This is a genomic window from Paraburkholderia sp. (assembly GCF_034668105.1).
Taxonomy (GTDB): domain Bacteria; phylum Pseudomonadota; class Gammaproteobacteria; order Burkholderiales; family Burkholderiaceae; genus Paraburkholderia.
The window spans coordinates 1-23,300 of sequence record NZ_JAXDPY010000593.1 but is presented as its reverse complement, the minus strand read 5'-3'; the positions used below and the strand labels follow the sequence as shown (position 1 = coordinate 23,300).

The 23,300-nt window shown below is 63.1% G+C and carries 24 protein-coding genes; 15 read left to right on the top strand and 9 right to left on the bottom strand.

What is annotated here, in order from left to right; all coding sequences use genetic code 11:
- Positions 1-190: 190 nt before the first annotated feature.
- Entirely contained in the window at positions 191-1,585 is a 1,395-nt protein-coding gene (locus QOC89_RS26280; protein WP_323047695.1) for a sigma-54 dependent transcriptional regulator, read from the bottom strand.
- A 539-nt stretch (positions 1,586-2,124) separates the two neighbouring features.
- On the opposite strand from QOC89_RS26280, the gene QOC89_RS26275 reads away from it, so the two are divergent.
- The 9 genes from QOC89_RS26275 (at position 2,125) to QOC89_RS26235 (ending at position 10,810) form a co-directional block, all read left to right on the top strand.
- Positions 2,125-2,622, top strand: coding sequence for a hypothetical protein (locus QOC89_RS26275; RefSeq protein ID WP_323047694.1), 498 nt, complete (start codon positions 2,125-2,127; stop codon positions 2,620-2,622).
- A 94-nt stretch (positions 2,623-2,716) separates the two neighbouring features.
- The gene (locus QOC89_RS26270; RefSeq protein WP_323047693.1) at positions 2,717-3,244 is read left to right on the top strand and encodes a hypothetical protein; all 528 of its coding nucleotides are present in this window, start codon (positions 2,717-2,719) and stop codon (positions 3,242-3,244) included.
- On the top strand, positions 3,241-3,867 hold the full coding sequence (locus QOC89_RS26265; protein WP_323047692.1) for a hypothetical protein: 627 nt from the start codon (positions 3,241-3,243) through the stop codon (positions 3,865-3,867). Before QOC89_RS26270 ends, QOC89_RS26265 begins: the two co-directional genes overlap by 4 nt.
- A 26-nt stretch (positions 3,868-3,893) precedes the next feature.
- Positions 3,894-5,285: a hypothetical protein gene (locus QOC89_RS26260; protein ID WP_323047691.1), complete on the top strand. Its 1,392-nt coding sequence runs from the start codon at positions 3,894-3,896 to the stop codon at positions 5,283-5,285.
- Positions 5,286-5,390: 105 nt separating this feature from the next.
- A complete protein-coding gene (locus QOC89_RS26255; protein WP_323047690.1) occupies positions 5,391-6,104 on the top strand; it encodes a C39 family peptidase in 714 nt (237 codons plus the stop codon).
- Between the two features lie 7 nt (positions 6,105-6,111).
- Positions 6,112-6,924: a peptidase C39 gene (locus QOC89_RS26250; protein ID WP_323047689.1), complete on the top strand. Its 813-nt coding sequence runs from the start codon at positions 6,112-6,114 to the stop codon at positions 6,922-6,924.
- 113 nt (positions 6,925-7,037) lie between these two features.
- Positions 7,038-8,486, top strand: coding sequence for a hypothetical protein (locus tag QOC89_RS26245; RefSeq protein WP_323047688.1), 1,449 nt, complete (start codon positions 7,038-7,040; stop codon positions 8,484-8,486).
- 95 nt (positions 8,487-8,581) lie between these two features.
- Positions 8,582-10,153 (top strand): sigma-54 dependent transcriptional regulator, encoded by a 1,572-nt coding sequence (locus QOC89_RS26240; RefSeq protein ID WP_323047687.1) that lies wholly within the window; start codon positions 8,582-8,584, stop codon positions 10,151-10,153.
- 156 nt (positions 10,154-10,309) lie between these two features.
- A complete protein-coding gene (locus tag QOC89_RS26235) occupies positions 10,310-10,810 on the top strand; it encodes a dihydrofolate reductase (protein ID WP_323047686.1) in 501 nt (166 codons plus the stop codon).
- Between the two features lie 229 nt (positions 10,811-11,039).
- Here QOC89_RS26235 and pmbA read toward each other — a convergent pair whose 3' ends face one another.
- Positions 11,040-12,410, bottom strand: a complete 1,371-nt coding sequence (gene pmbA, locus QOC89_RS26230) for a metalloprotease PmbA (RefSeq protein WP_323047685.1) — start codon at positions 12,408-12,410, stop codon at positions 11,040-11,042.
- A gap of 438 nt (positions 12,411-12,848) precedes the next feature.
- On the opposite strand from pmbA, the gene yjgA reads away from it, so the two are divergent.
- Both yjgA and mog read left to right on the top strand, forming a co-directional pair.
- On the top strand, positions 12,849-13,460 hold the full coding sequence (yjgA, locus tag QOC89_RS26225) for a ribosome biogenesis factor YjgA (RefSeq protein ID WP_323047697.1): 612 nt from the start codon (positions 12,849-12,851) through the stop codon (positions 13,458-13,460).
- Entirely contained in the window at positions 13,441-14,085 is a 645-nt protein-coding gene (mog, locus tag QOC89_RS26220) for a molybdopterin adenylyltransferase (protein ID WP_323047684.1), read from the top strand. Before yjgA ends, mog begins: the two co-directional genes overlap by 20 nt.
- 57 nt (positions 14,086-14,142) lie before the next feature.
- Here the strand turns inward: mog and orn are convergent, their stop codons facing one another.
- A complete protein-coding gene (orn, locus tag QOC89_RS26215) occupies positions 14,143-14,751 on the bottom strand; it encodes an oligoribonuclease (protein ID WP_323047683.1) in 609 nt (202 codons plus the stop codon).
- Positions 14,752-14,933: 182 nt separating this feature from the next.
- On the opposite strand from orn, the gene QOC89_RS26210 reads away from it, so the two are divergent.
- The 3 genes from QOC89_RS26210 to QOC89_RS26200 are packed head-to-tail and all read left to right on the top strand — an operon-like array spanning position 14,934 to position 17,479.
- Positions 14,934-16,193, top strand: a complete 1,260-nt coding sequence (locus QOC89_RS26210) for a M48 family metallopeptidase (protein WP_323047682.1) — start codon at positions 14,934-14,936, stop codon at positions 16,191-16,193.
- The gene (gene rsgA / locus QOC89_RS26205; RefSeq protein WP_323047681.1) at positions 16,190-17,128 is read left to right on the top strand and encodes a ribosome small subunit-dependent GTPase A; all 939 of its coding nucleotides are present in this window, start codon (positions 16,190-16,192) and stop codon (positions 17,126-17,128) included. Before QOC89_RS26210 ends, rsgA begins: the two co-directional genes overlap by 4 nt.
- A 30-nt stretch (positions 17,129-17,158) precedes the next feature.
- On the top strand, positions 17,159-17,479 hold the full coding sequence (locus tag QOC89_RS26200) for a DUF2007 domain-containing protein (RefSeq protein WP_323047680.1): 321 nt from the start codon (positions 17,159-17,161) through the stop codon (positions 17,477-17,479).
- Positions 17,480-17,674: 195 nt separating this feature from the next.
- On the opposite strand, the gene QOC89_RS26195 is transcribed toward QOC89_RS26200, so the two are convergent.
- The 6 genes from QOC89_RS26195 to rpsP all read right to left on the bottom strand — a co-directional run bounded on the left by QOC89_RS26195 (position 17,675) and on the right by rpsP (position 21,977).
- Positions 17,675-18,613 carry a CobD/CbiB family protein gene (locus QOC89_RS26195; protein WP_179733528.1) on the bottom strand — a complete coding sequence of 313 codons (939 nt, stop codon included), beginning with the start codon at positions 18,611-18,613 and terminating at the stop codon, positions 17,675-17,677.
- Positions 18,614-18,735: 122 nt separating this feature from the next.
- The gene (locus tag QOC89_RS26190; RefSeq protein WP_323047679.1) at positions 18,736-19,452 is read right to left on the bottom strand and encodes a CoA pyrophosphatase; all 717 of its coding nucleotides are present in this window, start codon (positions 19,450-19,452) and stop codon (positions 18,736-18,738) included.
- A 92-nt stretch (positions 19,453-19,544) separates the two neighbouring features.
- Entirely contained in the window at positions 19,545-19,934 is a 390-nt protein-coding gene (rplS, locus tag QOC89_RS26185; protein WP_012433948.1) for a 50S ribosomal protein L19, read from the bottom strand.
- Positions 19,935-20,078: 144 nt separating this feature from the next.
- Positions 20,079-20,846: a tRNA (guanosine(37)-N1)-methyltransferase TrmD gene (gene trmD, locus QOC89_RS26180; RefSeq protein ID WP_323047678.1), complete on the bottom strand. Its 768-nt coding sequence runs from the start codon at positions 20,844-20,846 to the stop codon at positions 20,079-20,081.
- 24 nt (positions 20,847-20,870) lie between these two features.
- A complete protein-coding gene (gene rimM, locus QOC89_RS26175; RefSeq protein ID WP_323047677.1) occupies positions 20,871-21,605 on the bottom strand; it encodes a ribosome maturation factor RimM in 735 nt (244 codons plus the stop codon).
- 117 nt (positions 21,606-21,722) lie between these two features.
- Positions 21,723-21,977, bottom strand: a complete 255-nt coding sequence (rpsP, locus tag QOC89_RS26170) for a 30S ribosomal protein S16 (RefSeq protein WP_006050280.1) — start codon at positions 21,975-21,977, stop codon at positions 21,723-21,725.
- Between the two features lie 171 nt (positions 21,978-22,148).
- Here rpsP and QOC89_RS26165 point away from each other — a divergent pair.
- The coding region (locus tag QOC89_RS26165; protein WP_416340474.1) for a PQQ-dependent sugar dehydrogenase at positions 22,149-23,300 on the top strand (1,152 nt) is incomplete at its 3' end.

The window sequence follows — 23,300 nt, the reverse complement described above, 5'->3', positions numbered from 1 at the left end:
GGACGGCGCCCGGCGCGGGCGCCCACAGGTGAAAAAATTGAAGATCGAGCCGGGGAGGATCCGGCACCCGGCCCGCGCGGGCCGCGTCACCAAGGCCATTGAGCGCTCATGGCTGGCCCACCGGCAGTTGCTGCCGGCGTTTTCCGGGCCCACTGAAGCCGGTCAGGTCGCCAAAATCGGCAAATGCATCCTACAGATGCGGCACAGAGGCCGGCAAATCGCTGTGGGGTGTAGCCAGCGGTTCGCCTTCCATATGGCGCATACCGTGTGAGCACAGCAGACGATAGAGCGTCACGCGCGAAATACCGAGTTCCTGCGCGGCGTCGCCGAGACGGCCGCGATGACGCAGAAGCGCGAGTTCGATTGCCTGACGTTCGGCCGCTTCGCGCGCCTGCGCGAGCGACACCGGCACGATCTCCACGTACTCGGCCAATTCGAGATCGCGTGCCGTAATCGCCCGGCCCTCCGACATCACGATGGCGCGCCGCACGCGATTGATCAACTCGCGCACGTTGCCCGGCCAGCCGTAGTTATGCAGCGCCGCGATCGCGTCGGGCGCGAAACCGCGCAGACGGCGGCTTGCGTCTTTCTTGAAACGTTCCAGCATGTGCCGCGCAAGCAACTCGATATCCTTACCACGCGCACGCAACGGCGGTTCGTCGATTTGCAGCACGCACAGGCGGTGATACAGGTCGGAGCGGAACCGCCCTTCGATCATCGCGGACGTCATGTCCACGTGAGTTGCCGAGATGATGCGAACGTCGACGTCGATCGAACCGTGGCCGCCCAGCCGCTCCACCTTACGTTCCTGCAGGAAGCGCAGCAGGCTCGCCTGGCTTTCGAGCGGCAGATCGCCGATTTCGTCGAGAAACAGCGTGCCGCCGTTGGCCGCTTCCACGCGGCCGATCTTGCGCTGATTCGCGCCGGTGAACGCACCGCGCTCATAGCCAAATAGTTCGGATTGCAGCAGATGCGGCGGAATCGCGCCGCAGTTGATCGGCACGAAAGGCGCATTGCGGCGCGCCGAGCGTTCGTGGATCGCCACCGCGGTCAATTCCTTGCCAGTGCCCGATTCGCCCGAGATAAACACCGGCGCGTCAGTCATCGCCACTTTGCGGATAGAACGGAACAGCGCGAGCATGGCGTCGCACGAGCCGACCATTTCGCCTTCAGCGCCTTGTGACCCGTCGTTCGATGCCGGTTCGCCCAGCGAAATCATGCCGTATGCATGACCCACCGAATCGACGATCCTGTCGCCCGAGTAAGGCACCGTTACATAGTCGAAACAATAGTCCCGTACGAGCCGGCGCAAGGCGGCGTCCTGTAACTGGCCGGGCATGGTGGCCGCGACCCAGCCGACGTTCGGCATGGTCAGGCAGGACTCGAACGCGGCGATTTCGTGCGGCTGAAAATCGCTAGACAGATCGAGCAGGCCGCCCGCCGCCATTCCGGCCCGAACCGCACGGCGCACGTCGCGCGCCGACCCCACGACTTCGACCTGCCAGCCGCGCTGATGAAACCGAGTATTCAATTCCGCGCTCGGGTCGCGTGAAACGTATATCAGTTGCCGCGTTGCGGGTTCCATTATTCAGATCCTCTCGTCAACGAACGTTAAGGATGACGCACGCACCTGAACCGGAGTTCAGACACGCTGACTCGTTCGGGATTCGCGAAATAGCAAAAACCGAACGGCCATTCCATTCCGTGCGGACAGCTGATCCCCAAGAAAAAGCGGCGTGTGTGTTTGAGACGGCCCGTTAGCGGGCTTTTTTTAAATCTGAAGCTGTTTTCGAGAGCTTACTATACGCGCGCCACCAGGAAAACAATTATGCGAATTTAATCGGGGACCCCTTGCCCATCAAGGCCTGGCGGGGCATCAATACTTATTCACCTTATGAATAAAACGATTGTGGAAGCGCTTTTCCTAGCGTTCACCCCAAGGTAGTTCGTACCGTCGGATTTAACGAATTATAGGTATTTTCTGCCGCCCGTTTCAGCGCTGAAACATTTTTGTCCGATTTCCACGTGGTTACTCCGAGGTATGCAGGTCGGGTCCCGATACATCAATGGATTGCGACTCATGGCACATGTTTCGCTAAATGCCATGCACCAAGGAGACACATCATGCGACTCGTTTTCCGCATCGACCTGAGCAGCATTGCCCGTTGCGCCGCGCTCTGCGCCGCCGCAGTGGCTTTGATCGCACTGCCCGCCGGCGTCAATGCACAGGAATCCGCATTACCGCAATCCGCCACCCTGGCCGAAACCGCCGATGCCGGCTCCGCCACCCTCGCGAGCACGACGCTCGCAGCGGTGGCCCCGCCGGACACGTCGGCTGCCACCGACAATGAAATTCGCCAGCTCGCCGGCAACGTGCTGAGCATTCCGGCCGACGTGGCACCCGCGAACGATATTTCGCTCGACGACCAGATGCTGTCGCGGCAACGCGGCGGCGCGGTCGGCATGTTGATGGTCGCCGCGACGCCGCAGCTGATGCGCGGCAACGGCGGCGGCGGCAGCGTGACGCTGTGGGACGAAATCGCCCCGCCCTCGCCGATGCCGATTCCGGTCGACGCCGCGCGCGCTGCCCAAGGCAATGTTGCCAATTACCAAAGAAAGTAGCCCGAACAAATTAGTGATGCAAATCGGCGGCTGTGGCGTACCGAACACACCACACGCGACACCACGCGCGAACAGGACGAGAGCAAGGACCGACATGACTACTTCAATCCGGACACCGGGTGCACGCAGGCCGCCGGCGGCGTCGCCCGCCCTGTTGCCCGCGGCCCTGGCAACCCTCGTCGCCCTGCTCACCGCATGTTTCACCGTCGACGCCATCGCGCAACAGAGCGTCAATCCGGGCGACATCGTCGTCGAGCGCACGGTCACCCCGCGCGATGCCTTCGTGCCGGTGCCGCGCAACGAGGACCCGGTCGCGGTGCGCGCCACCACCTTCCCGGCCAATAGCTTCAATCCGGCCGTCGCCCAACTGGTCGGCGATACCGATCTGACGAATGCGCACGGCTCGAGTGGTGTGGCGCAAGGCGGCGTGCTCGGCGGCACCGGCATGCAGGCGGTCACGCAGATTCTGAGCGGCAAGGCGACCGGCAACAACGTCGCGCTGAACGCCGGCGGTATCGGCATGCCGGGCCCGGGCATCGGCGGAACCATCACGTCGTCGGTGACGGGCTCGCTGGCGCCGCTCTCGAATGCGCTCTCCGGCGCGCTCGGAGGTCTGAAATGAGCGCGCTCAAAGCCCGTTCACTGCATGCGGCGCTGTGCGTCTGCCTGAGCGGCGCGGCCCTCGTGACGAGCCATGCCCGCGCGCAGGCGGTGCCGACGGTCGGCGCCGACGCCACCATCCGCAAGGGCGCGGGCGCCGGCGTTACCGGCGCGTTCACGGTCAATGAAACGGCCGGCATCAATAACGCGCAGCTCAATCAGGTCACGGTGTCGAACGGCGCCATGGTCGGCAACGACAACGCCAGCGCGCAGAGCGCGTCGGTGGCCGCGAGGGTCACGAACGCGCGGGCGTCGATCGAAGCCAATGCTTTTTCGAATACATCCGGCGCGGTGCTGGTGAACCAGTCCGCCGGAGCAGGGAATCTGCAGCGCAACAGCACGCAGTTGGGTACTGCTGCACTCGGAGTCGAGACCGTCTCGGATGGGGAGCTATCCGCAACGGCCCCGAAAAACGGCGGTCTGGGTCAATCAATCGGGGTTCATAACGTACGCGAAGCAAACATCTCCAGCGATGCCTTCAAGAACGTCAGCGGGATCGTCCAGATCAACCAGACAGCCGGCGCCGGTAATGCCACGGCAAACAGTTTTGTGCTCCGTCCCCCGGCGGGCACTTTTTTTAACTGACCACACTTAAAGTATCGGAGCGAATCATGAAGCGCACTCTTATTGCTGCAGCCGTCCTCGTCGCCGCATCCAGCAGCGCATTCGCCGCGCCGCAAAAGGCCTACCTGTTCAATGCCACGCTGGTCGGTGAAGCGATCGGCGTCGAAGGTCTGGTCGGCCTGTACGGTTGCGTGCACGTGTCCAGCACGGCGGGCGCCGTCGTCAACAACAATCAGTCGGTCACGGTGAATGCGACGCTCAACCCGCAAGCGCAGAGCTACACGACCGGCCGGGTGACGACGAGCGTCAACAACACTTCGGCGTCGATCGTGGGTAGCGGCTCGGCCTCCGTGGGATTCGCGCAAAGCCATGCGTCGTCGGCCTCCGGCTCGCAAGGCTACCAGGCATCGACCGGTTACGCGTACGGCAATCAGAGCAGCGCGGTGACGGGCGGCGGCTATGAAACCAGCCAGCAGGCAGCCGGCATTGCAGGCGGCTTCACCCACACCAGCCAGAACGCGGGCGGCCATATCGCGGCCGGCGGCTCGATCGGCGGCAGCTATAACTATCAGGGCTTCAACACCCCGTTCTTCGGTGAAGGCTCGGCCCATGCAAGCGGCGGATTCCACGCCGGCTATAACGAATCGAGCTACGCCAACACGTCGGGTGTCGCCGGCGGCTTCGAAGCAACAGAAGCATCCGGACAAGGCAAGGCGTGGGGCTATAAGGCCAATCAGGGATCGGGCTACGCGGCAGTCGGCGAGCAATCGTCCGGCTACGCGAACAGCAAGTCGTCGTCTTCGGACGCGTATGCCGCAGCCTTTAGCGTCAACGCAAACCTGGCCACGACGGACGTAACGACCAAGGGTTCGGTGACGCAGCACATCAACACGCAAGCGGCGGGTACGCTGACGGCGACCACGGGCGCCAATGCGGCTAACGGCGTGTCGGGCAACCTCGGCATCAACATCGCCGAAGGCATCAGCAACGCCCAGAGCAACGACACCTCGCTCGCTTCCGTCGACATCGGCAACGTGTTCGGCAACGCGCAGATCTTCAACGCGCAATCGTCCGGCGGGACCGCCCACATCAACAACTTCAATCTGAATGCGTCGATCGGGGATGGCTCGCTGTCGGGCGTGACGGGCAATGTCGGCGTGAACGTCGCCTCGGGTATCGGCAACGTGCAGAACAACAGCCTCGCCGGTGCAGTCACGACGACGAAGCCGGCCAACGCGTTGACGACAGCCATGGTCGCCACGGATGACAACTCGCAAACCGCCGGCATGACGGTCACGGGTCAATTCCAGGGCACCGCGATGCTGGGTGCGAATTCGCTGGCTAATGCATCCGGCAACATCGGCGTGAATATCGCCGGCGGCGCGGGCAACCTGCAACACAACGGCCTGGCAATCGCCGCGCTCAACAGCGGCAAATAAGGCGGCACTCAGGCGCCAGCCAGATAGAAGAAGCCTGAAAAGCAGAGGGAGGCACGCGCCGGCGGCCATTGAAGCGGCCGGCGCGTGGATAAGCGGGAGACCAGCATGTCCGGGTTCAAGGGGTTCCCGGCGCTACAGTTCGCTGTAGCGCTGACCGGTTGCGCTTTGTGCGTCAGCAACAGCTACGCACAGGCGAGCATCGACACGTCCACTTTCGTGGGCGTTCCGTTGACCAAGACGGTGCGCTCGATGCGGGACATCCGGTACAACCACATCGTCAATCAGCAGTTCGATTACAGCTGCGGTGCGGCGGCGCTAGCGACCCTCCTCAAATACGGCTATGGCATCGACATTCCGGAGACCGAACTGATCCGCCGGATGATGGTTTTCTCGACGCCCGAAGTCGTCGTCAAAAATGGCTTCTCGATGCTCGACATGAAGAAGTTCGTCGAGACCATCGGTTTGCGCGGCCGTGGCTTCCGGGTCAATGCCGACGCGCTCCAACACTTGCAAATTCCCGTGATGGTTCTGATGAACATCGACGGGTACGAGCATTTCGTGATCGTCAAGCATGCGCAGGATGGCCGCGTCTTCATTGCGGATCCGGCGCTCGGCAATCGCATCGTGCTCGAAGAGGACTTCGCCAAAACCTGGAACGGCCTGGTGTTCGCGGTCCTCGGCAAACCCTTCAGGGAGGATTCACCGCTGTTGCAGGACAACGAGTCGCTCGCGCTCAAGCTTCGCGCCAGCGCGCTGGCCAACGGCACGGCGGCGACTCCCTTTGTCGAATACGGCTTGATCAAGGCAGACCTGTTCTGACCCAATCATGAAGCGCCACCTTTCCCAGCTAGGCCTCGCAATCTGCACCACGATGTGCGGCCTGAGCAGCAGCGCCTATGCATCACAAGGCGCCGGCTCGCCGCCGGTGCCCGAATTTCTCGCCGCTCGCGACATCGACTCAGCCACCATCAAGGTGCAGATGGTGGACGACGATGTTCTCGCCGGCCAGACCGGCAAATATGCCGGCGCCACGATGATTTCCGGCTTCGTTCTGAACGTCATTTCGCAATGGCAATTGCCCAACGGCGTGATCGCCCTCGCGCAGGGCACGCTGGCTGCCGCGCAGAACGCGGCCGGACAGGTCAGCAGCAGCGTCAACACGTTGGCGAGCGTGACGGGCGGCGGCGCCGGCAGGTCCGGCGCCAACTCGGGGGCCCACCCCAACGCGCAGGCAAACGGCGGACAGCGCATTTCGGCCAACGGCGTTTCGCAAGTCACGCAAGTGGCCGGCGACCGGAACGCCGGCTCCAATTCCGCGCTGATTGATTTCAATAGTAATGCCGTGATGCTGGCGGGTACCGCCAATGCCCCGGCGGCAGCGGCCAGCAATTCGACCGGCTCGATCAAAGCCGGCATCTCGTTCGGCAGCAACGGTATCAACGTTGCGCTGCAGACTCCGGCCGGGATCGCTACCCAGACCATCACGCCAGGCAACGGGCAAATCGCCCAGTTGCTGCAGATTGCAGGCAATAACCAGCAAGTCGCCAACGCATTGCAGTTGCATCTGCAGACCCAGCAGATGTCGGCGGCAATGATTCGTCAGCTCGGCGTACTACAAGCTCTGCAAAACAGGAAATGAAGGAGATGACCCTGCGGGCCGCCACCCGCGCAAGGCAGCACATGCAGGACTGATAAAGCAGCACGCCGTCGGGAGACAGGGGGCGCGCCGCCGGAACACCGGGGGAACACAAAATGAATAATTTTTCATCGACAAAGGTGCCGCGCATGGCACTCGCGGCCATTCCAGCGGCCGTGATGCTATTCGCACTTTCGCAAGGGGCGAGCGCGCAGGCGCTCGCCGGACAATCCGTCGAGGACCGTCTCAATACATTGATGCGGGTGGTCGACGAGCAGCAGCGGCAAATTCACTCGCTCGAGCGCCAGGTCACCCATCTGGAAATGGCGCAACGCGGCCGCGGCATGCCGGGCGCCGGTGCGCCGGCAGGCAGTGAAGCGGTGGCCGAACAGCCCGGCGCCGATGGCCTGCCGGTACCGCTGCCGCCGCTCGCCCAGATCAGTCCCGGCGCGCCCGCGACGGGCGGCAACACAGGCACGGCGACCGGCGTGCCTGTCTATCCGCCGCCGCCCGAAAACGGCAATGCGAGCAACACCGCGGGCGGTTTGCCGGCCGCCACCGACGGCAGCGGCGCGATCGGCCAGACCCAGAAAGCCGCCGAGCCGGTGCGCACCCAGGCCGAAGAAGCCGTCGTGCAACGCGAACATGCGCCGCTCTTCGACCACAAGCTGACGCTGGACTGGGGCATCAGCGATACCTACTACGATCGCCGTCAGCTGCAGTTGTCGGGCTTCCTCGCGCTCGACGCGATTTTCCTCGGCAACATCAACCTGGGTGAGACCAAGTCGCACCAGGTGATGGCCGATCTCGATACGCGCTACGGCCTGACCGACCGCATGAGTATCGATGTCGACGTGCCGTACATCTATCGGCACAGCAACTTCATCGTCGGCGGCGCGGGCGGTGCGGCGAGCACGCTGTCGGACGCGTCGGTGAACGGCAGCGATATCGGCGACGTGAACTTCGGGATCTACTACCAGTTCCTGAAGGAGACCAACAGTCTGCCCGACGTGGTCGGCAGCCTGCGCATCAAGGCGCCGACCGGTTCGTCGCCATTCGGCGACAAGCTGATTCAGGTCGACAACGACAATACCAACCTCGTCGCGCCGAGCAAGCTGCCCACCGGCACCGGCTTCTGGAACATCACGGCCGGCATCTCGCTGTTGAAGACCTATGACCCGGTGGTGCTGTTCGGCAGTCTTTCGTACACCTACAACATTGCGCGCTCGTTCGCGGATATTTCGTCGGTGCAGGGACAAACCCAGCCGGCGACGGTCAAGCTCGGCGACATCGTGCAATTCGGCGGCGGCGTGGCGCTGGCGTTCTCCGACAAGGATTCGGCAAGCATCTCGTACACGATGGCGCTCGAACCCGAATCGAAGACGCGCGCGCCAGGCGGTTCGTACGAAAAAGTGCCGGGCAGCGAAACCACGGCCGCGGCGCTGAATTTCGGCCTGAACCATGTGGTGAACAAACACCTGACCATCAACGGCTCGGTCTCCGTCGGCTTGACGCCGGACGCGCCGAACTTCGTCGTCGGCGTGCGGTTTCCCTACACATTTTGAGTGTTTCAAGACCTGGCGCTTCGCGCCAGGCCTCCGGGCAGGCAAGCAAACTCGGGGCGTTTTATTAGACGTGTGTCAACGAAACGAGGTCGAACGTGCGTGAATCACCTCATCTGACCAGTGTTGCTTCGGTGGCGGGAGCGGGTTCGCATATGACGCGTGCGCTGCCTGCGGACCGCCCCGTCGAAGCCCTAACGAAATGCGCCGCGGCGGCGGCGGTGGTGTCGATCGGTGCGCCGGCCGCGGGCGCGAGCGGCGCGCCCGCCGCCCATGCGCGCGCCGCTCGCATGCTGTTGTACGTGGCACGTACGCCGGACGATACCCTCGTCGCGCATCTGCGAAGCCGCGGCTGGACCGTCGCGGTGGCGCGCTCGGCGCATGAACTCGGCAGACTCGCGAAGCCCGACGCGGGCTGCGCCGGCATCGTCGATCTGGCGAGCTTCCCGCCGCGCGATCTGGGCGGTCTCGAAGCGAGTTTGCGTCAGCAGCAAGTCGGCTGGATCGCGCTCGCCACCAACGAAAGGCTCAACGATCCGCTAGTGCGGCGGCTCGTGCGCCATTACTGCTTCGACTACGTGAAGATGCCGGTGGCGAACCCGACGCTCGACTATCTGGTCGGCCACGCCTTCGGCATGGTGACGCTGTGCGAGCCCGAACTCGCGGCGCCCGTGAACGAATCCGGCGACGAGGAAATGGTCGGCACCTGCGAGGCGATGCAGCAACTCTTTCGCACCATCCGCAAGGTCGCGAACACCGACGCGAGCGTGTTCATCTCCGGCGAGTCAGGCACCGGCAAGGAACTCACCGCGCTCGCGATTCACGAACGCTCGCCGCGCCGCAAGGCGCCGTTCATCGCGATCAATTGCGGGGCGATTCCGCATCATCTGTTGCAATCCGAACTATTCGGTTATGAGCGCGGTGCGTTCACGGGCGCGAATCAACGCAAGATCGGCCGGGTCGAAGAGGCCGATGGCGGCACGCTGCTGCTCGACGAAATCGGCGATCTGCCCTTGGAAAGTCAGGCGAGCCTGCTGCGGTTTCTGCAGGAGGGCAAGATCGAACGCCTCGGTGGCCGCGAATCGATTCCGGTTGATGTTCGGATCATTTCGGCGACCCACGTCGACCTTGAAGGCGCGATGCGCGCCGGGCAGTTCCGTGCCGACCTGTTTCACCGCCTGTGCGTGCTGCGGGTGGACGAACCGCCGTTGCGCGCGCGCGGCAAGGATATCGAAATCCTCGCGCATCACATTCTGCATAAGTTCAAGACCGATAACGCGCGCAAGATCCGCGGCTTTACGCCGTCGGCGATCGAGGCGCTGTACAACTACAGCTGGCCTGGCAATGTGCGCGAGCTGATCAACCGCGTGCGCCGTGCGATCGTGATGGCGGAGAGCAAGCTGATTTCCGCCGACGACCTCGACCTCGCGCAGTACACCGAGCAGCAGACGATGAGTCTGACGCAGGCGCGCGAAGCCGCTGAGAAGCGCGCGATCGAAGCGGCGTTGCTGCGGCATCGGCACCGGCTGAACGAGGCGGCGGCGGATCTGAATATTTCGCGCGTGACGCTGTACCGGCTGATGGGTCAGCATGGGCTGCGGGAGTTGAGTGCGGCTGACGAGAAGGCGTCGGTTGGCTCGTTCGCCGCCGACGAACCTTCGCAGGAGTGACGGCGCGGCCCGCGCGTCAGCGGGTTGTGACGCGCGTCGCACCATGGCGCCGGCCGCCCCGGTCGGCGCCCCGTCCCACGGCCTCGCCGCCGGGCATGCGGCGCTCGCTCGCATGCCTCAGGTAGAATCATCCGGTTACGTTCCCCTTTCCATTCGATGACGACGCTCACCCTGATCGTCGCTCGCGCCAATAACGGCGTGATCGGCCGCGACAACCAGTTGCCCTGGCGACTCCCCGAAGACCTCGCGTTCTTCAAGCGCACCACGATGGGCGCGCCCATCATCATGGGCCGCAAGACGCATGAATCGATCGGCCGGCCGTTGCCGGGACGCCGCAACATTGTCGTGACACGGGATGCCACGCGGCGCTTTCAGGGTTGCGACGCGGCCACCACCTTGCAGGACGCGTTGAAGCTCGCCGCCCAGGACCAGGCGCCGGAGGCGTTTCTGATCGGCGGCGCGCAGCTGTATACGGAAGGTTTGCGTCAAGCGGACAAGCTGATCGTCACCGAGATTTCCGCCGACTTCGAAGGCGACGCCACCTTCCCCGAACTCGATGAAAACGAGTGGGAAGAAGTCGCGCACGAGACGCATCGCGCGGACGCGCCGAATGACTTCGACTACGCGTTCGTGACGTATAAGCGCAAGGGTAGTTGAGGTTTCGCGCTGCGCTTGAGGGCGCGGCGGTTCGGGCTCTGGCTCCCCGCTCTATGCCTCGATCCAGAGCGTCGAACATTGGCGACCGGCCCATAACGCGCGCACCATGAAAAAACGCCACGCAACTGCTTGCGTGGCGTTTCTGTTTGCTGCTTCTTGCCGCTGGCAGCCCAATCCGGCGGCTACCGGTCCACGAGCAGAGCAGTCCGCAGCCGGCTGGCCAAACCGCTCACTGCCCGGCAATCGTCATCCGTTCGATCAGTACCGAACCGGTTTCCTTGGTGCCGCGCGTGATCGTATCCGCACCGATCGCGACGATATGGCGGAACATCTCCTGCAGCGTGCTCGCCACGGTGATTTCCTCGACCGGATACTGGATCTTGCCGTTTTCAACCCAGAAGCCCGACGCGCCACGCGAGTAATCGCCCGTCACGTAGTTCACGCCCTGCCCCATCAGTTCAGTCAGCAACAGGCCCGTGCCGAGCTTCCTCAGCATTTCTTCGAAGTCGTCTTCCGGGCGCGTGTTCGAGCTGCGCAGCGACAGATTGTGCGAGCCGCCGGCATTGCCGGTGGTCTGCATGCCGAGCTTGCGCGCCGAATAGGTCGAGAGGAAATAGCCTTCCACCACGCCGTCTTTCACCACCGAGCGCTGCTTCGTGCGCACGCCTTCTTCGTCGAACGGCGCGCTGCCCATGGCACGTGCGACGTGCGGATCTTCGACCACCTGCACGTGCGGCGCGAACACCGGCTTGCCGAGGCTATCGACGAGAAACGAGGTCTTGCGGTAGAGCGCGCCGCCGCTCGTTGCCTGCACGAACGCACCGAGAATGCCGGCGGCGAGCGGTGCTTCGAACAGCACCGGCACCTTGCGCGTGTCGAGCCCGCGCGCGCCGATGCGCGACAGCGCCCGTTGCGCCGCGTAGCGGCCCACGGCTTCCGGATTGGCGAGGTCGCCCGCGCTGCGGGTCGACGTGTACCAGTCATCGCGCTGCATATTGCGGCCGCTGCCGGCGATCGGCGCGCACGCGATGTAGTGGCGCGAGTACGGATACCCGGCGAGGAAGCCGCGCGAGGTGGCCAGCACGAATTGCGAGTGCTGCGCCGAGACGCTTGCGCCTTCCGAGTTCTTGATCTGCGGATCGGTGGCGAACGCGGCGTCTTCCGAGCGGCGGGCGATTTCCACCGCTTCGTCCGCGGACAGATTCCACGGGTGATACAGATCGAGATCGCGCGGCGCGGTTTCGAGCAATTCTGCTTCGGCGAGGCCCGCGCAGTCGTCTTCAGCCGTGAAACGCGCGATGTTGTACGCCGCCGCCACCGTGTCCTTCAATGCCTGCGACGAAAAGTCCGAGGTGCTCGCGTTGCCGCGCTTGTTGCCGATGAACACCGTCACGCCGACCATCTTGTCGCGGTTGTGCTCGATCGTCTCGACTTCGCCGCGCCGCACGGAGACGGACAGGCCGTCGCCTTCGGAAATCTCGGTCGCCGCGTCGGTACCGCCGAGCGACTTCGCGTGACGAAGGATGTCCGAGGCGATTTCCTTCAGTTCATCCTGGGTGTGCGGAAAAAAGCGCTGCTTGACGTCCATGTCTGCTGCCATTGTCGTTGCCGTCCTGTTCGGGGCCGAGCGGCCCGGTGTGTTCGCCCATGCCGCGCACGTGCTTACGCATTTACACGTGCCATTTTCCAATGCGTTGCGTGCGCGTTTGCGTGGTCACGTATGCCGCGATCATAGCAAGGTACGCGAAGCTGTACCTGGCATTCGAGGGGCTCTTTGGCCGAGCGCATTCGCGTGCTTACTTCTGCCTGCTTGCTTCGCCTGCTTGCTTCGCCTGCTTTGCTTCGCCTGCTTTGCTTCGCCTGCTTTGCTTCGCCTGCTTGCTTCGCCTGGTCACTCGCCGCACGCGTGCGCCGGAAACAGGCGCGCTTGCCCTCATTGCTGCTCGCCGGGCTGGCCCTGCTCGCAAAAACCGGCGTGCCAGCCCTTGTGCACAGCAGCACGGCAGGTCCGGCGTGCGCGGCACGCTACAATATCGGTATGACACGCAAAACCCGCATTCAACCCATCGAATCCGCCGAGCCGGAAGTCGACGAGAACGGCTACGACCGTCCCAGCAAGTCCCAGCTCAAGCGCGAAATGCACGAGTTGCAGGAACTGGGCTCGGCGCTGATCGCGCTGCCCAAAGACGCGCTCAAGCGCATGCCGATGCCCGAAAAGCTCGACGACGCCGTGCGCGAAGCGCGCCGCATCACCGATCACGAAGGCAAGCGCCGCCAGGTGCAATACGTCGGGCGCGTGATGCGCTCGCTGCTGGACGAGGAAACCGCCGCGCTGCGCACCGCGCTCGACACCTATAACGGCGTCAACAAGGCGGAAACGGCCAAGCTGCACTGGATCGAGCGCACCCGCGAGAAACTGCTCGCCGACGACGCCGCGCTGACCGAATTCATCCGCCAGCACCCGAATGCCGACCCGCAGCAGGGCCGCACACTGATCCGCAACGCCCGCAAGGAAGCGCTGCAAAGCAAGCCGCCGCGCTACTTCCGCGAGCTGTTCCAGTGGATCAAGAACGCGGACGGGCCGTCTGCCGCTGCCGATGCCGACGCTGAAGAAGGCCTGGAAGACGACGATGACGACCGCGACGAATAAGGCCGCACGTCGGCATCCCGACGAAATCGTGATTGGCCTCGTGTCGATCAGCGACCGCGCGTCCACCGGCGTGTACGAGGACAAAGGCATTCCGGCGCTGCAGGAATGGCTCGGTGCTGCGCTGACTTCGCCTTTTCAGCTGGTGACACGCCTGATTCATGACGACGCCCCCACCATTTCCACCGCGTTGATCGAACTGGTTGACGAAGTGGGTTGCGATCTGGTGCTGACAACCGGCGGCACCGGCCCGTCACGCCGCGATGTGACGCCGGAAGCGACTTTGGCCGTCGCCACGAAGGAAATGCCGGGTTTCGGCGAGCAGATGCGCCAGATCAGCCTGAATTTCGTGCCGACGGCGATTCTGTCGCGCCAGGTGGCGGTGATCCGCGAAACCGCGGATCACGCGGCGCTGATCGTCAATCTGCCGGGCCAGCCGAAATCGATCAAGGAAACGCTGGAAGGCTTGCGTGACGCCGAAGCACGCGGCACCGTCAAAGTGCCGGGGATTTTCGCCGCGGTGCCCTATTGCATCGACCTGATCGGCGGCCCGTATGTGGAAACGAACGCCGACGTGGTGAAGGCGTTCCGGCCGAAGAACGCGGTGCGCGCGCCTCGGCAGGATTAAGCGGGAAACGGCGGCAGCGGTGTTACTTCACTGCCGGCGGCTTCGAGTTCGACTGCGTTACTCCGCTGCCGGCGATTCAGAAGCTGCCGGAATCAGGAAGTGCTCGCGGTAGTACTTGAGTTCGTCGATCGATTCATGGATGTCCGCCAGCGCCGTATGCAACGCGCGTTTCTGGAAACCCTTGTAGATCGCCGGCTGCCAGCGGCGGCACAGTTCCTTCAGCGTGCTGACGTCGAGATTGCGGTAATGGAAGAAGCGTTCCAGATCCGGCATCCAGCGCGCCATGAAGCGGCGGTCCTGGCAGATCGAGTTGCCGCACATCGGCGATTTGCCAGGCGGCACGTATTGCGCGAGAAAGTCGCGAATCTGTTCGGTGGCGTCGGCTTCGCTCACCGTCGACGCCTTCACTCGGTCGATCAGGCCCGAGCGGCCATGCGTGTTCTGATTCCACTGATCCATTTTGGCGAGCGTCTCATCGCTCTGATGAATCGCCAGCACGGGCCCTTCGACCATCCTGTCGAGCGTCGAATTCGTCACCACCACCGCGATTTCGATGATGCGGTCGGTGTCCGGTTCGAGGCCGGTCATTTCCATGTCCAGCCAGACGAGATTCATGTCGCTGCGCACGAGCGTCGGCTGGTCGGTGGAGGCGAGGATGTCAGTCATGAAGGCAACCCTGAGGGCCGTGCAAACGGCTTCGCTGGAAGCACGCTTGGCGCGGCGATTGTTCGTATGAGATTGGTTTGAGCCGGATCGGCCGAGCCGGTTTGGCCGGGTTTCGGCTTATCCCCCCGCCGCGAGGCGGGAAGAAACATATAATTCTCGCATAGATACCACGGAATCCCCGGATGCCTACCCTGTACTTCACTGTTCTGTTCGTCGTCGCCGTCGTGGCGATGGTCGGCACCAAGCTTTGGCTCGCGTCGCGGCAGATCCGCTTCGTCGCCGGCCATCGCGAGCAGGTGCCGAGCCAGTTTGCCGGCACCATTGCGCTCACCGCGCACCAGCGCGCCGCGGATTACACCGTCGAACGCACGCGGCTGACGATGATCGAGATCGTCGTCGGCGCCGCCGTGCTGATCGGGCTGACGCTGCTGGGCGGCGTGCAGGCGCTCGATCTGGCCATCTCCGACTGGCTAGGCCGCGGCTATGCCGGCCAGATCGCGCTGGTCGCGGCGGTGATTGTCATCACCAGCGTGATCGATCTGCCGTTCGAGTACTACCGTCAATTCGTCGTCGAGCAACGCTTCGGCTTCAACCGGATGAGCAAGGGCATCTTCTTCCTCGACCGTCTCAAAGGCGTGCTGCTCGGCGCCGTTTTCGGCCTGCCGCTGCTATTCGTCGTGCTGTGGCTGATGAACCAGGCGGGCAACTTGTGGTGGCTGTGGACGTGGGTCGTCTGGGTCGCGTTCCAGATGCTCGTGCTGGTGCTGTATCCGTCGTTTATCGCGCCGCTCTTCAACAAGTTCGAACCGCTCAAGGACGAAGCACTCAAAAGCCGCATCGAAGCGCTGATGCAGCGCTGCGGTTTCGCCGCCAAGGGCCTGTTCGTGATGGACGGCAGCCGCCGTTCGGCGCACGGCAATGCGTATTTCACCGGCTTCGGCGCGGCCAAGCGGATCGTGTTCTTCGACACGCTGCTCGCGCGCCTGTCGGGCAACGAGATCGAAGCGGTGCTCGCACACGAACTCGGTCACTTCAAGCGTCGTCACGTGATCAAGCGGATGGTCGTCATGTTCGCGATCAGCCTCGCGATGCTCGCGCTGCTCGGATGGCTGACGCAATGCGTGTGGTTCTACGAAGGACTCGGTGTGCGGCCGTCGCTGATCGGCGGCAATAGCGGCCTTGCACTGGTGCTGTTCTTCCTCGCGCTGCCGGTGTTCCTGTTCTTCGTGACGCCGCTCGGCAGCCTCAGCTCGCGCAAACACGAGTTCGAAGCCGATGCCTTCGCCGCCACGCAAACCGACGCGCAAGACCTCGTCAATGCGCTCGTCAAGCTGTATGAAGACAACGCGTCGACGCTGACGCCCGACCCGCTCTACACCGCGTTCTATTATTCGCATCCGCCGGCGTCGCAGCGGATCGACCGCCTGCTGCGGCACGCATGAGCCGCTCCCCGAAAGCGCCGCGCGCGCCGTCGAGCACGCGCGTAGGTGGCCTTGTGATTGCCGCTCATGGGCGGCATTACCTGGTCGCACCGGAAGACGGCAGCCCGATGCTCCAGTGTTTCCCCCGCGGCAAGCGCAGCGAGGTGGCTGTGGGCGATCGCGTGATTTACGAGCCGACTTCGGCGGATCAGGGCGTGATCGTCGAGATTGGCGAACGGCGCAATCTGCTGTATCGCTCGGATCAGTACAAGTCGAAGCTGTTTGCCGCCAATCTCGATCAGTTGCTGATCGTGCTGGCCACCGAACCGCACTTCAGTGAAGACCTGCTGGGTCGCGCGCTGGTCGCCGCCGAGGCGAACGAGTTGAAGCCGCTGATCGTGCTGAACAAGATCGACGTGACCGGCGCGCTGGAAGGCGCGCGCAGGCGGCTCGAACCGTATCGCGCGCTGGGTTATACCGTGGTCGAAGTGTCGATCACGACGCAGCCGGACGCCGCGCGTGCTGCGTTGACCGAACATCTGCACGGTCACTCGACGCTCCTGCTCGGCCAGTCGGGCATGGGCAAATCGACGTTGGTGAATCTGCTGATTCCGAATGCCGAAGTCGCCACGCGCGAAATCTCGACCGCATTGAACAGCGGCCGGCATACAACGACCTTCACGCGTCTCTACCCTCTGCCCGGTAACGACGGCGGTGCGTTAATCGATTCGCCGGGCTTCCAGGAATTCGGCCTGCACCAGTTGACCGAAGGCATGCTGGAACGCGCGTTTCCTGAGTTCCGGCCGTTGCTGCCGAATTGCCGCTTCTACAACTGCCATCACTTGCAGGAGCCGGGCTGCGCGATTCTTGAAGCCGTCGCCGCTGGACGTGTCCGGCGCGAGCGGCATGCGCTGTATGCGCAACTGGTACACGAAGCCAGCCAGATCGTGCGCTGACGCGCGCCGCGGTCAAACCATGGATTCACGATGAAATTGATGCGCGCGCCTAACCTGATCATCGGACAGCATTGGATCAACGTGCTGCAGACGGCGGGTATCGCTTGCGAGTTGCATAACCGGTATCTGAACGGCGCGCTTGGGGATATTCCGGCGGATCAGTGCGCGCCTGAGTTGTGGCTTGTCGATGAGCGGGATGAAGCGATGGCGCGGCGTCTGATCGATGCGGCGTCGCAAGGTCCCGCTGCAGGTTCGCCTTCGTGGCAATGCCGCCAGTGCGGGGAGACGCTTGAAGCGCAGTTCACGGTGTGCTGGCAGTGTGGAACGGCGCGTGATCCGTTGGATGGGTGAAGTGCCTGGAGGCGTTGCGGGCGGGCAGTTGCCTGAGTGTGCGGGAAGTGAGTGGCGTGGTTGCGGTGGCCTGTTGATCGAGGACGAAGCGCTTCAGATGCAGGCTATGTGAACCGTATAACCGCTGCGCCGCAGGCAATAAAAAAGCCGGACATGTGCCCGGCTTCTTCTGCACTGCATTAGCTTCGCATCGCTTCAGGCGAGCCAGACGGCAATCGTCAGCATCAACAATAGAATCATCCACAGCACCACCGCGCGCCACACCAGACCCACTGCCGATTGCAGCGTACGCGGCGTGCAGTCGTCGCCAACCTGCATCGGACCGCCGTCGCCGGTCGCCAATGCGTCGAGGCTCGACGGTTCGGCAAGCGGCCCACTCAGACGTGCACCGAGCGCCCCACTGCCCGCGGCAAGCAACACGCCGTCGTTCGCATCCGGCCACTGACGCGCGTGGTTGCGCCATGCATAAATCGCGTCTTCGAAATTGCCAACGATCGCAAAACCAAGCGACGTGAGCCGCGCCGGCACCCAGTCGATCACGAAGAAGGCGCGCTGCGCGAAGCTCGAGAACGCCGCAGTACGATCGTCGACCGGGCGAGCCCACGCACGCGCCAGATACTCGGCAATCCGATACAGCACCGCGCCCGCGGGCCCGACTGGAATCAGGAACCAGAAAAACACGCCGAACACGTGCCGATGCGAGGCGACCACCGCGTGAATCAGCGTATGACGCACGATCTCGCTGACCGGCATGTCGACGGTGTCGAGTCCCGTCCACTCATTCAGGATTTCACGCGCGCGCGGCACGTCGTCGTTGTTCAGCGCGAGGTGAATGTCGGTGAAATAATGGCTGAACTGGCGGAAACCGAGCGTGAAGTACAGCACCGCGACGTTCCACAGGAAGGCCAGCGCAAAGTGAATGTGATAGAGCACGTAGTAGACGAGCGCGACAGCCAGCGTCCACGGCACCACCACTACGAGCCACGCAAGCAGACCATGCTTGGGCTTGCCGGCATCGAATCCGTGCGCCGCCGACTCCGCATGGTATTGAAGCAATGCCGCCACTGGATTGTTCAGCGACAGCGCGCGGACCTGTTCAATAATCAGAGCCAGCAATACGGAGAAAAAAGTCATGCGATGCGCCGTGCTTTTCGAGTTTTACGATTGTTTTATAACGATAGCACAGGGTCGGATGCGGCTGAGCGGAGACGTTGACAAACACCCGATAACTGCACAGTCCGAGCTGTCGCGCTAGCTCACGCCGCTAGAAAGCGATAGAAGTTGCGCAGCATCGCGGCCGTTGCGCCCCAGATGAAATAATGGCCGCCGACCTGGCTCCCGCGACCTTCAGCTTGCGCCGATGCCGCTCGCGGATAGGGCATGGCGAAGAAGCGGCGCTCGCCGCCTTCGTAACGAAACACGCGCTCTTCGTGATGCGCGGGGTCCATCAGAAAAGCGAGCGGCACTTCGAAAACTTCGGCGACTTCGAGTGCGTCCGCTTTCAACGTGAATGGCGGATGCACGAGACCGATTACAGGCGACACGCGAAAACCGGTGCCCGTCAGATAGTCGGGCAGCGCACCGAGAATTTCGACGCGCGACGGATCGAGACCGACCTCTTCCTGTGCCTCGCGCAATGCCGTGGCAGTCGCGTCCGCGTCGAACGGTTCGTGGCGGCCGCCGGGAAAGCTCACCTGGCCGGCGTGGTCGTTCAGATGGTCGGCACGTTGGGTCAGCAGCACGGTGAGGCCTTTCTCACGCACCACCAGCGGCACCAGCACAGCGGCAACGCGCGGATCGACGTGCGTGTCACGCCACGGCGCTTCGACAATCGGTTCGGGCGTCCAGCTTAGGCGCTGCTCGAAACGCGCACGCAGGCCATCGGGCGTCAGACGCCCGGCGGCAACGGGTGGCAGATCGGCGCCGGTCGCTTCGACGGGCAGGGTTTCGGGCTCAAAGACGGGGCGGATCAACGGGTCTCTCAGAATAAGCGGATAAGGACATGCCGCTATTTTGACCTGGCAAACAAAAAAGCACCCGCGAGGGGTGCTTTTTCTTACAGCTTTTACGCTTCCGGAGCAGCGCGGTCTTTCTTTGCGACCAGCTTTTCCTTGATCCGAGCCGACTTGCCCGAACGGTCACGCAGATAGTACAGCTTGGCACGGCGCACATCGCCACGACGCTTCACGACGATGCTTGCCAGCAGCGGCGAGTACGTCTGGAACGTACGCTCGACGCCTTCGCCCGACGAAATCTTGCGGACGATGAACGACGAATTCAGACCACGGTTACGCTTGGCGATCACGACGCCTTCGTAAGCCTGAACACGCTTACGCGTACCTTCAACCACGTTCACGCTGACGATCACCGTATCGCCGGGGGCGAATTCGGGGATGGTCTTCTCGCCGAGAGCGCGGCCGATTTCTTCCTGCTCGAGTATTGCAATCAGATTCATTACTGACTCCTAGGTCCATCTTGTCGGCGTTCGTACCTGCCTTGCAGAAATTGCGCGGCTACGGCCCCGATAGAGGATGGGTTCACATCTGGCGCCGTACACGCATGTGCGGCACCGCCTATGTCCGCTCGAAAGATCGAGGCTTTACGCCTTCGACTCTTCCTTCGCGAGACTCGTAAGCCATGCCTCGTCGGCACGGCTCAACATCTTGTTCTTTCTGGCCTTCACGATCAGATCGGGCCGTTTGTTCAACGTATTGCGCAAGGCCTCACGCCGACGCCATGCAACGATCTCCGCATGATGGCCGCCAAGCAGCACATCAGGCACACGCACGCCGTTGTATTCCTCCGGACGCGTGTAATGCGGACAATCCAGCAACACGTCGACGAAACTATCCTGCACCGCCGATTGCGAGTCGTTCAGCACGCCGGGCAACTGGCGCACCACGGCGTCCATCAGCGCCATGGCCGGCAATTCGCCGCCGGACAGCACGAAGTCGCCAAGACTGACTTCTTCGTCGACGACACGGTCGAGCAAACGCTGATCGATCGCTTCATAGCGCCCGCACAACAAGATCAGACCGGGTTCGGCCGCGAACTGCATGACACGGTCGTGATTCAACGTAGCACCTTGTGGTGACATCATCACGACGCGCGACGCGTCAATACCCTGCCCCGCCTGCGCCACTTTCGCCGCGCCGATCGCGTCTTCCAGGGGCTTGGCCAGCATGACCATGCCGGGGCCGCCGCCGTAGGGGCGATCGTCGATTGTGCGGTAATTGTCCGTTGTGAAATCGCGTGGATTCCACGTGCGCAACCCGTAGCGCTCCTGCTTCGCCGCACGGCTGGTGATACCCCAGTCGGTCAGCGCACGAAACATGTCAGGAAAGAGCGTCACGACATCGAACTGCATCGCTCTCTCCAGTCAGCGAGTTATTTAGTAATCGGCTTCCCAGTCGACGATGATCTGCTTCGCCGCCTGATCCACCGTTTTGACAAAGACGCCGACGAACGGGATCAAACGTTCACCGGTAACCGGCCTACCGCTTTTGTCGGTATCCGGGTATTCGATGCGCAACACCGAGTGCGCACCGTTGTCGATCATGTCTGCGACCTTGCCGAGATTGACCCCGGCAACATTCACCACATCCAGGCCGAGCAGGTCGACCCAGTAGAACTCGTCGGCCTCGAGGACCGGAAATTCACTGCGGCTGATATAAATGCGGGTACCGCGCAGTGCCAGTGCCACATCGCGGTCAGCGACGCCGCCCAGCTGGGCAACGATACTATCGCTATGCTTTTTAGCCTGCAATGACGGCGCCGATTTGCGCTCGTGGCCTTTCAGCAACCACCAGCGCTTCGCGCTTAGCAACGCGTCGCCGCCGTGCCCGGCATCCGCATGCGCGGCCACCTTGACCCAGCCTTTGAGGCCGTAAGCGTCGACGATTGCACCGACCTCGACCGCATCGGCCGGCCAGCTTTCCACCGTTTCCACTCGCATTTCTGCTGCGCTGGAAGCGGCGCTTACAACTTTGGCTTTCGCCTTGCCCTCGGCTGCTTCGACCGACTTGCGGACGAATGCCCCGAACGGCGCCTGACCAGACGTCTTCGCGCGCGCGGACGCCGCTTTTGCCTTCACGCTACCTGGATTGCCGGAATCACGCTCAGACATAACGGAACCTCGCTGCCAACTTCGACGTCTGCTTCAGCAAAACTCGCGCATCGGACTGCTCACGCAAGCTGCGCGAGCCGCCGGCCGAACCGACGACGATACGCATGCTAGCCACCATTAAGCAGCCGGCTGCGCCTTTTGCGCTTCTTTCACGAGACGCTCGACGGTCGGCGACAGTTGTGCGCCAACGCCTTGCCAGTACGTCAGGCGGTCTTGAGCGATACGCAGCGACTCACCCTTCGTAGCGACCGGGTTGTAGAAGCCAACGCGTTCGATGAAGCGGCCGTCACGACGGTTACGCGAATCGGTTGCGACGATGTTGTAGAACGGGCGCTTCTTGGAGCCGCCACGAGCCAAGCGGATGATGACCATACTAGAATCCTTGAAAACCGGGGTTCGGAACGACTGAAACACGCGATTATAGCGGGAAACCGACGCCATAACAAACACTTACCGGGATAAACTGACAGGCCGGGTTGCGCCGGCCATCCAGGCGAGGCCCTTGGGCCACGCCGAACGCCCGAATTACCTGATGGAGCGCCCGTGAAACTCCCGCCGCCGCCTGCGTTTTGCTTCGCTTCATTCATCGTGTTTCGGCGAATTGCCGCTTTTCTGCTGCCCGCTGCGCTTTCGAGCACAGTCCGCGCTCAAACGCTGCGAGCCGGCGCAGCTCTGTTGCTCGCTGCCGCGGCCCTGCCGGCGCTGGCCGCGTTGCCGATCGAGCGCATCAAACTGCCGCCCGGCTTCCACATCGAAGTCCTGTCGGACGCGGTGCCCAGTGCCCGAGCCATGGCACTCTCGCCCAAGGGCATACTTTATATAGGTAGCCTGGACGGCCACGTCTACGCGCTTGAACTGCAAAACGGGCGCGTGAGCGCACGCCATGTCATCGCCTCGGGGCTGGAAACGCCGGCCGGCGTGGCGTGGCGCGATGGCACGCTGTATGTGTCCGCGGTGTCGAGGATTCTACGCTTCGACGCGATCGACACTCATCTGAGCGACCCGCCCAAGCCTGTCGTCGTCACCGACAAACTGCCTACCGAGACTCATCACGGCTGGAAATTCATCGCGTTCGGCCCGGACGGCAAGCTGTACGTGCCGCAAGGCGCGCCCTGCAACGTCTGCCTGAGAGACCGTGATCGCTTCGGGCTGATTGGTCGCATGGACCCGGACGGCAGTCATTATGAAGTCGTCGCGCGCGGCATTCGCAACACGGTCGGCTTCGCGTGGCATCCGGCAACCCATGACCTGTGGTTCGCCGACAACGGCCGCGACTTGCTGGGCGACGACGTACCGGACGACAAACTTAACCGCGCACCACGCGCCGGCATGGACTTCGGCTTTCCGTATTGCCATGGCGGCGACACGCCCGACCCCGAATTCGGCAAAGATCATCCGTGCAGCGCTTTCACGCCGCCGGTTGTCAAACTCGGTGCGCACGTGGCCTCGCTCGGCATGCGTTTTTATACCGGCTCGATGTTTCCGGCCGCCTATCGAGACAATATTTTTATCGCCGAACACGGTTCATGGAATCGCAGCAAGAAGGCCGGCTACCGGGTCGTGCGGGTGATCACCAACCCGGACGGCAGCAACGCGCATCAGGAAGTCTTTGCCGAAGGCTGGCTCCTGCCAGACGAAACGGTGTGGGGCCGGCCAGCTGACGTACAACCGATGCCTGACGGTTCGCTGCTGATC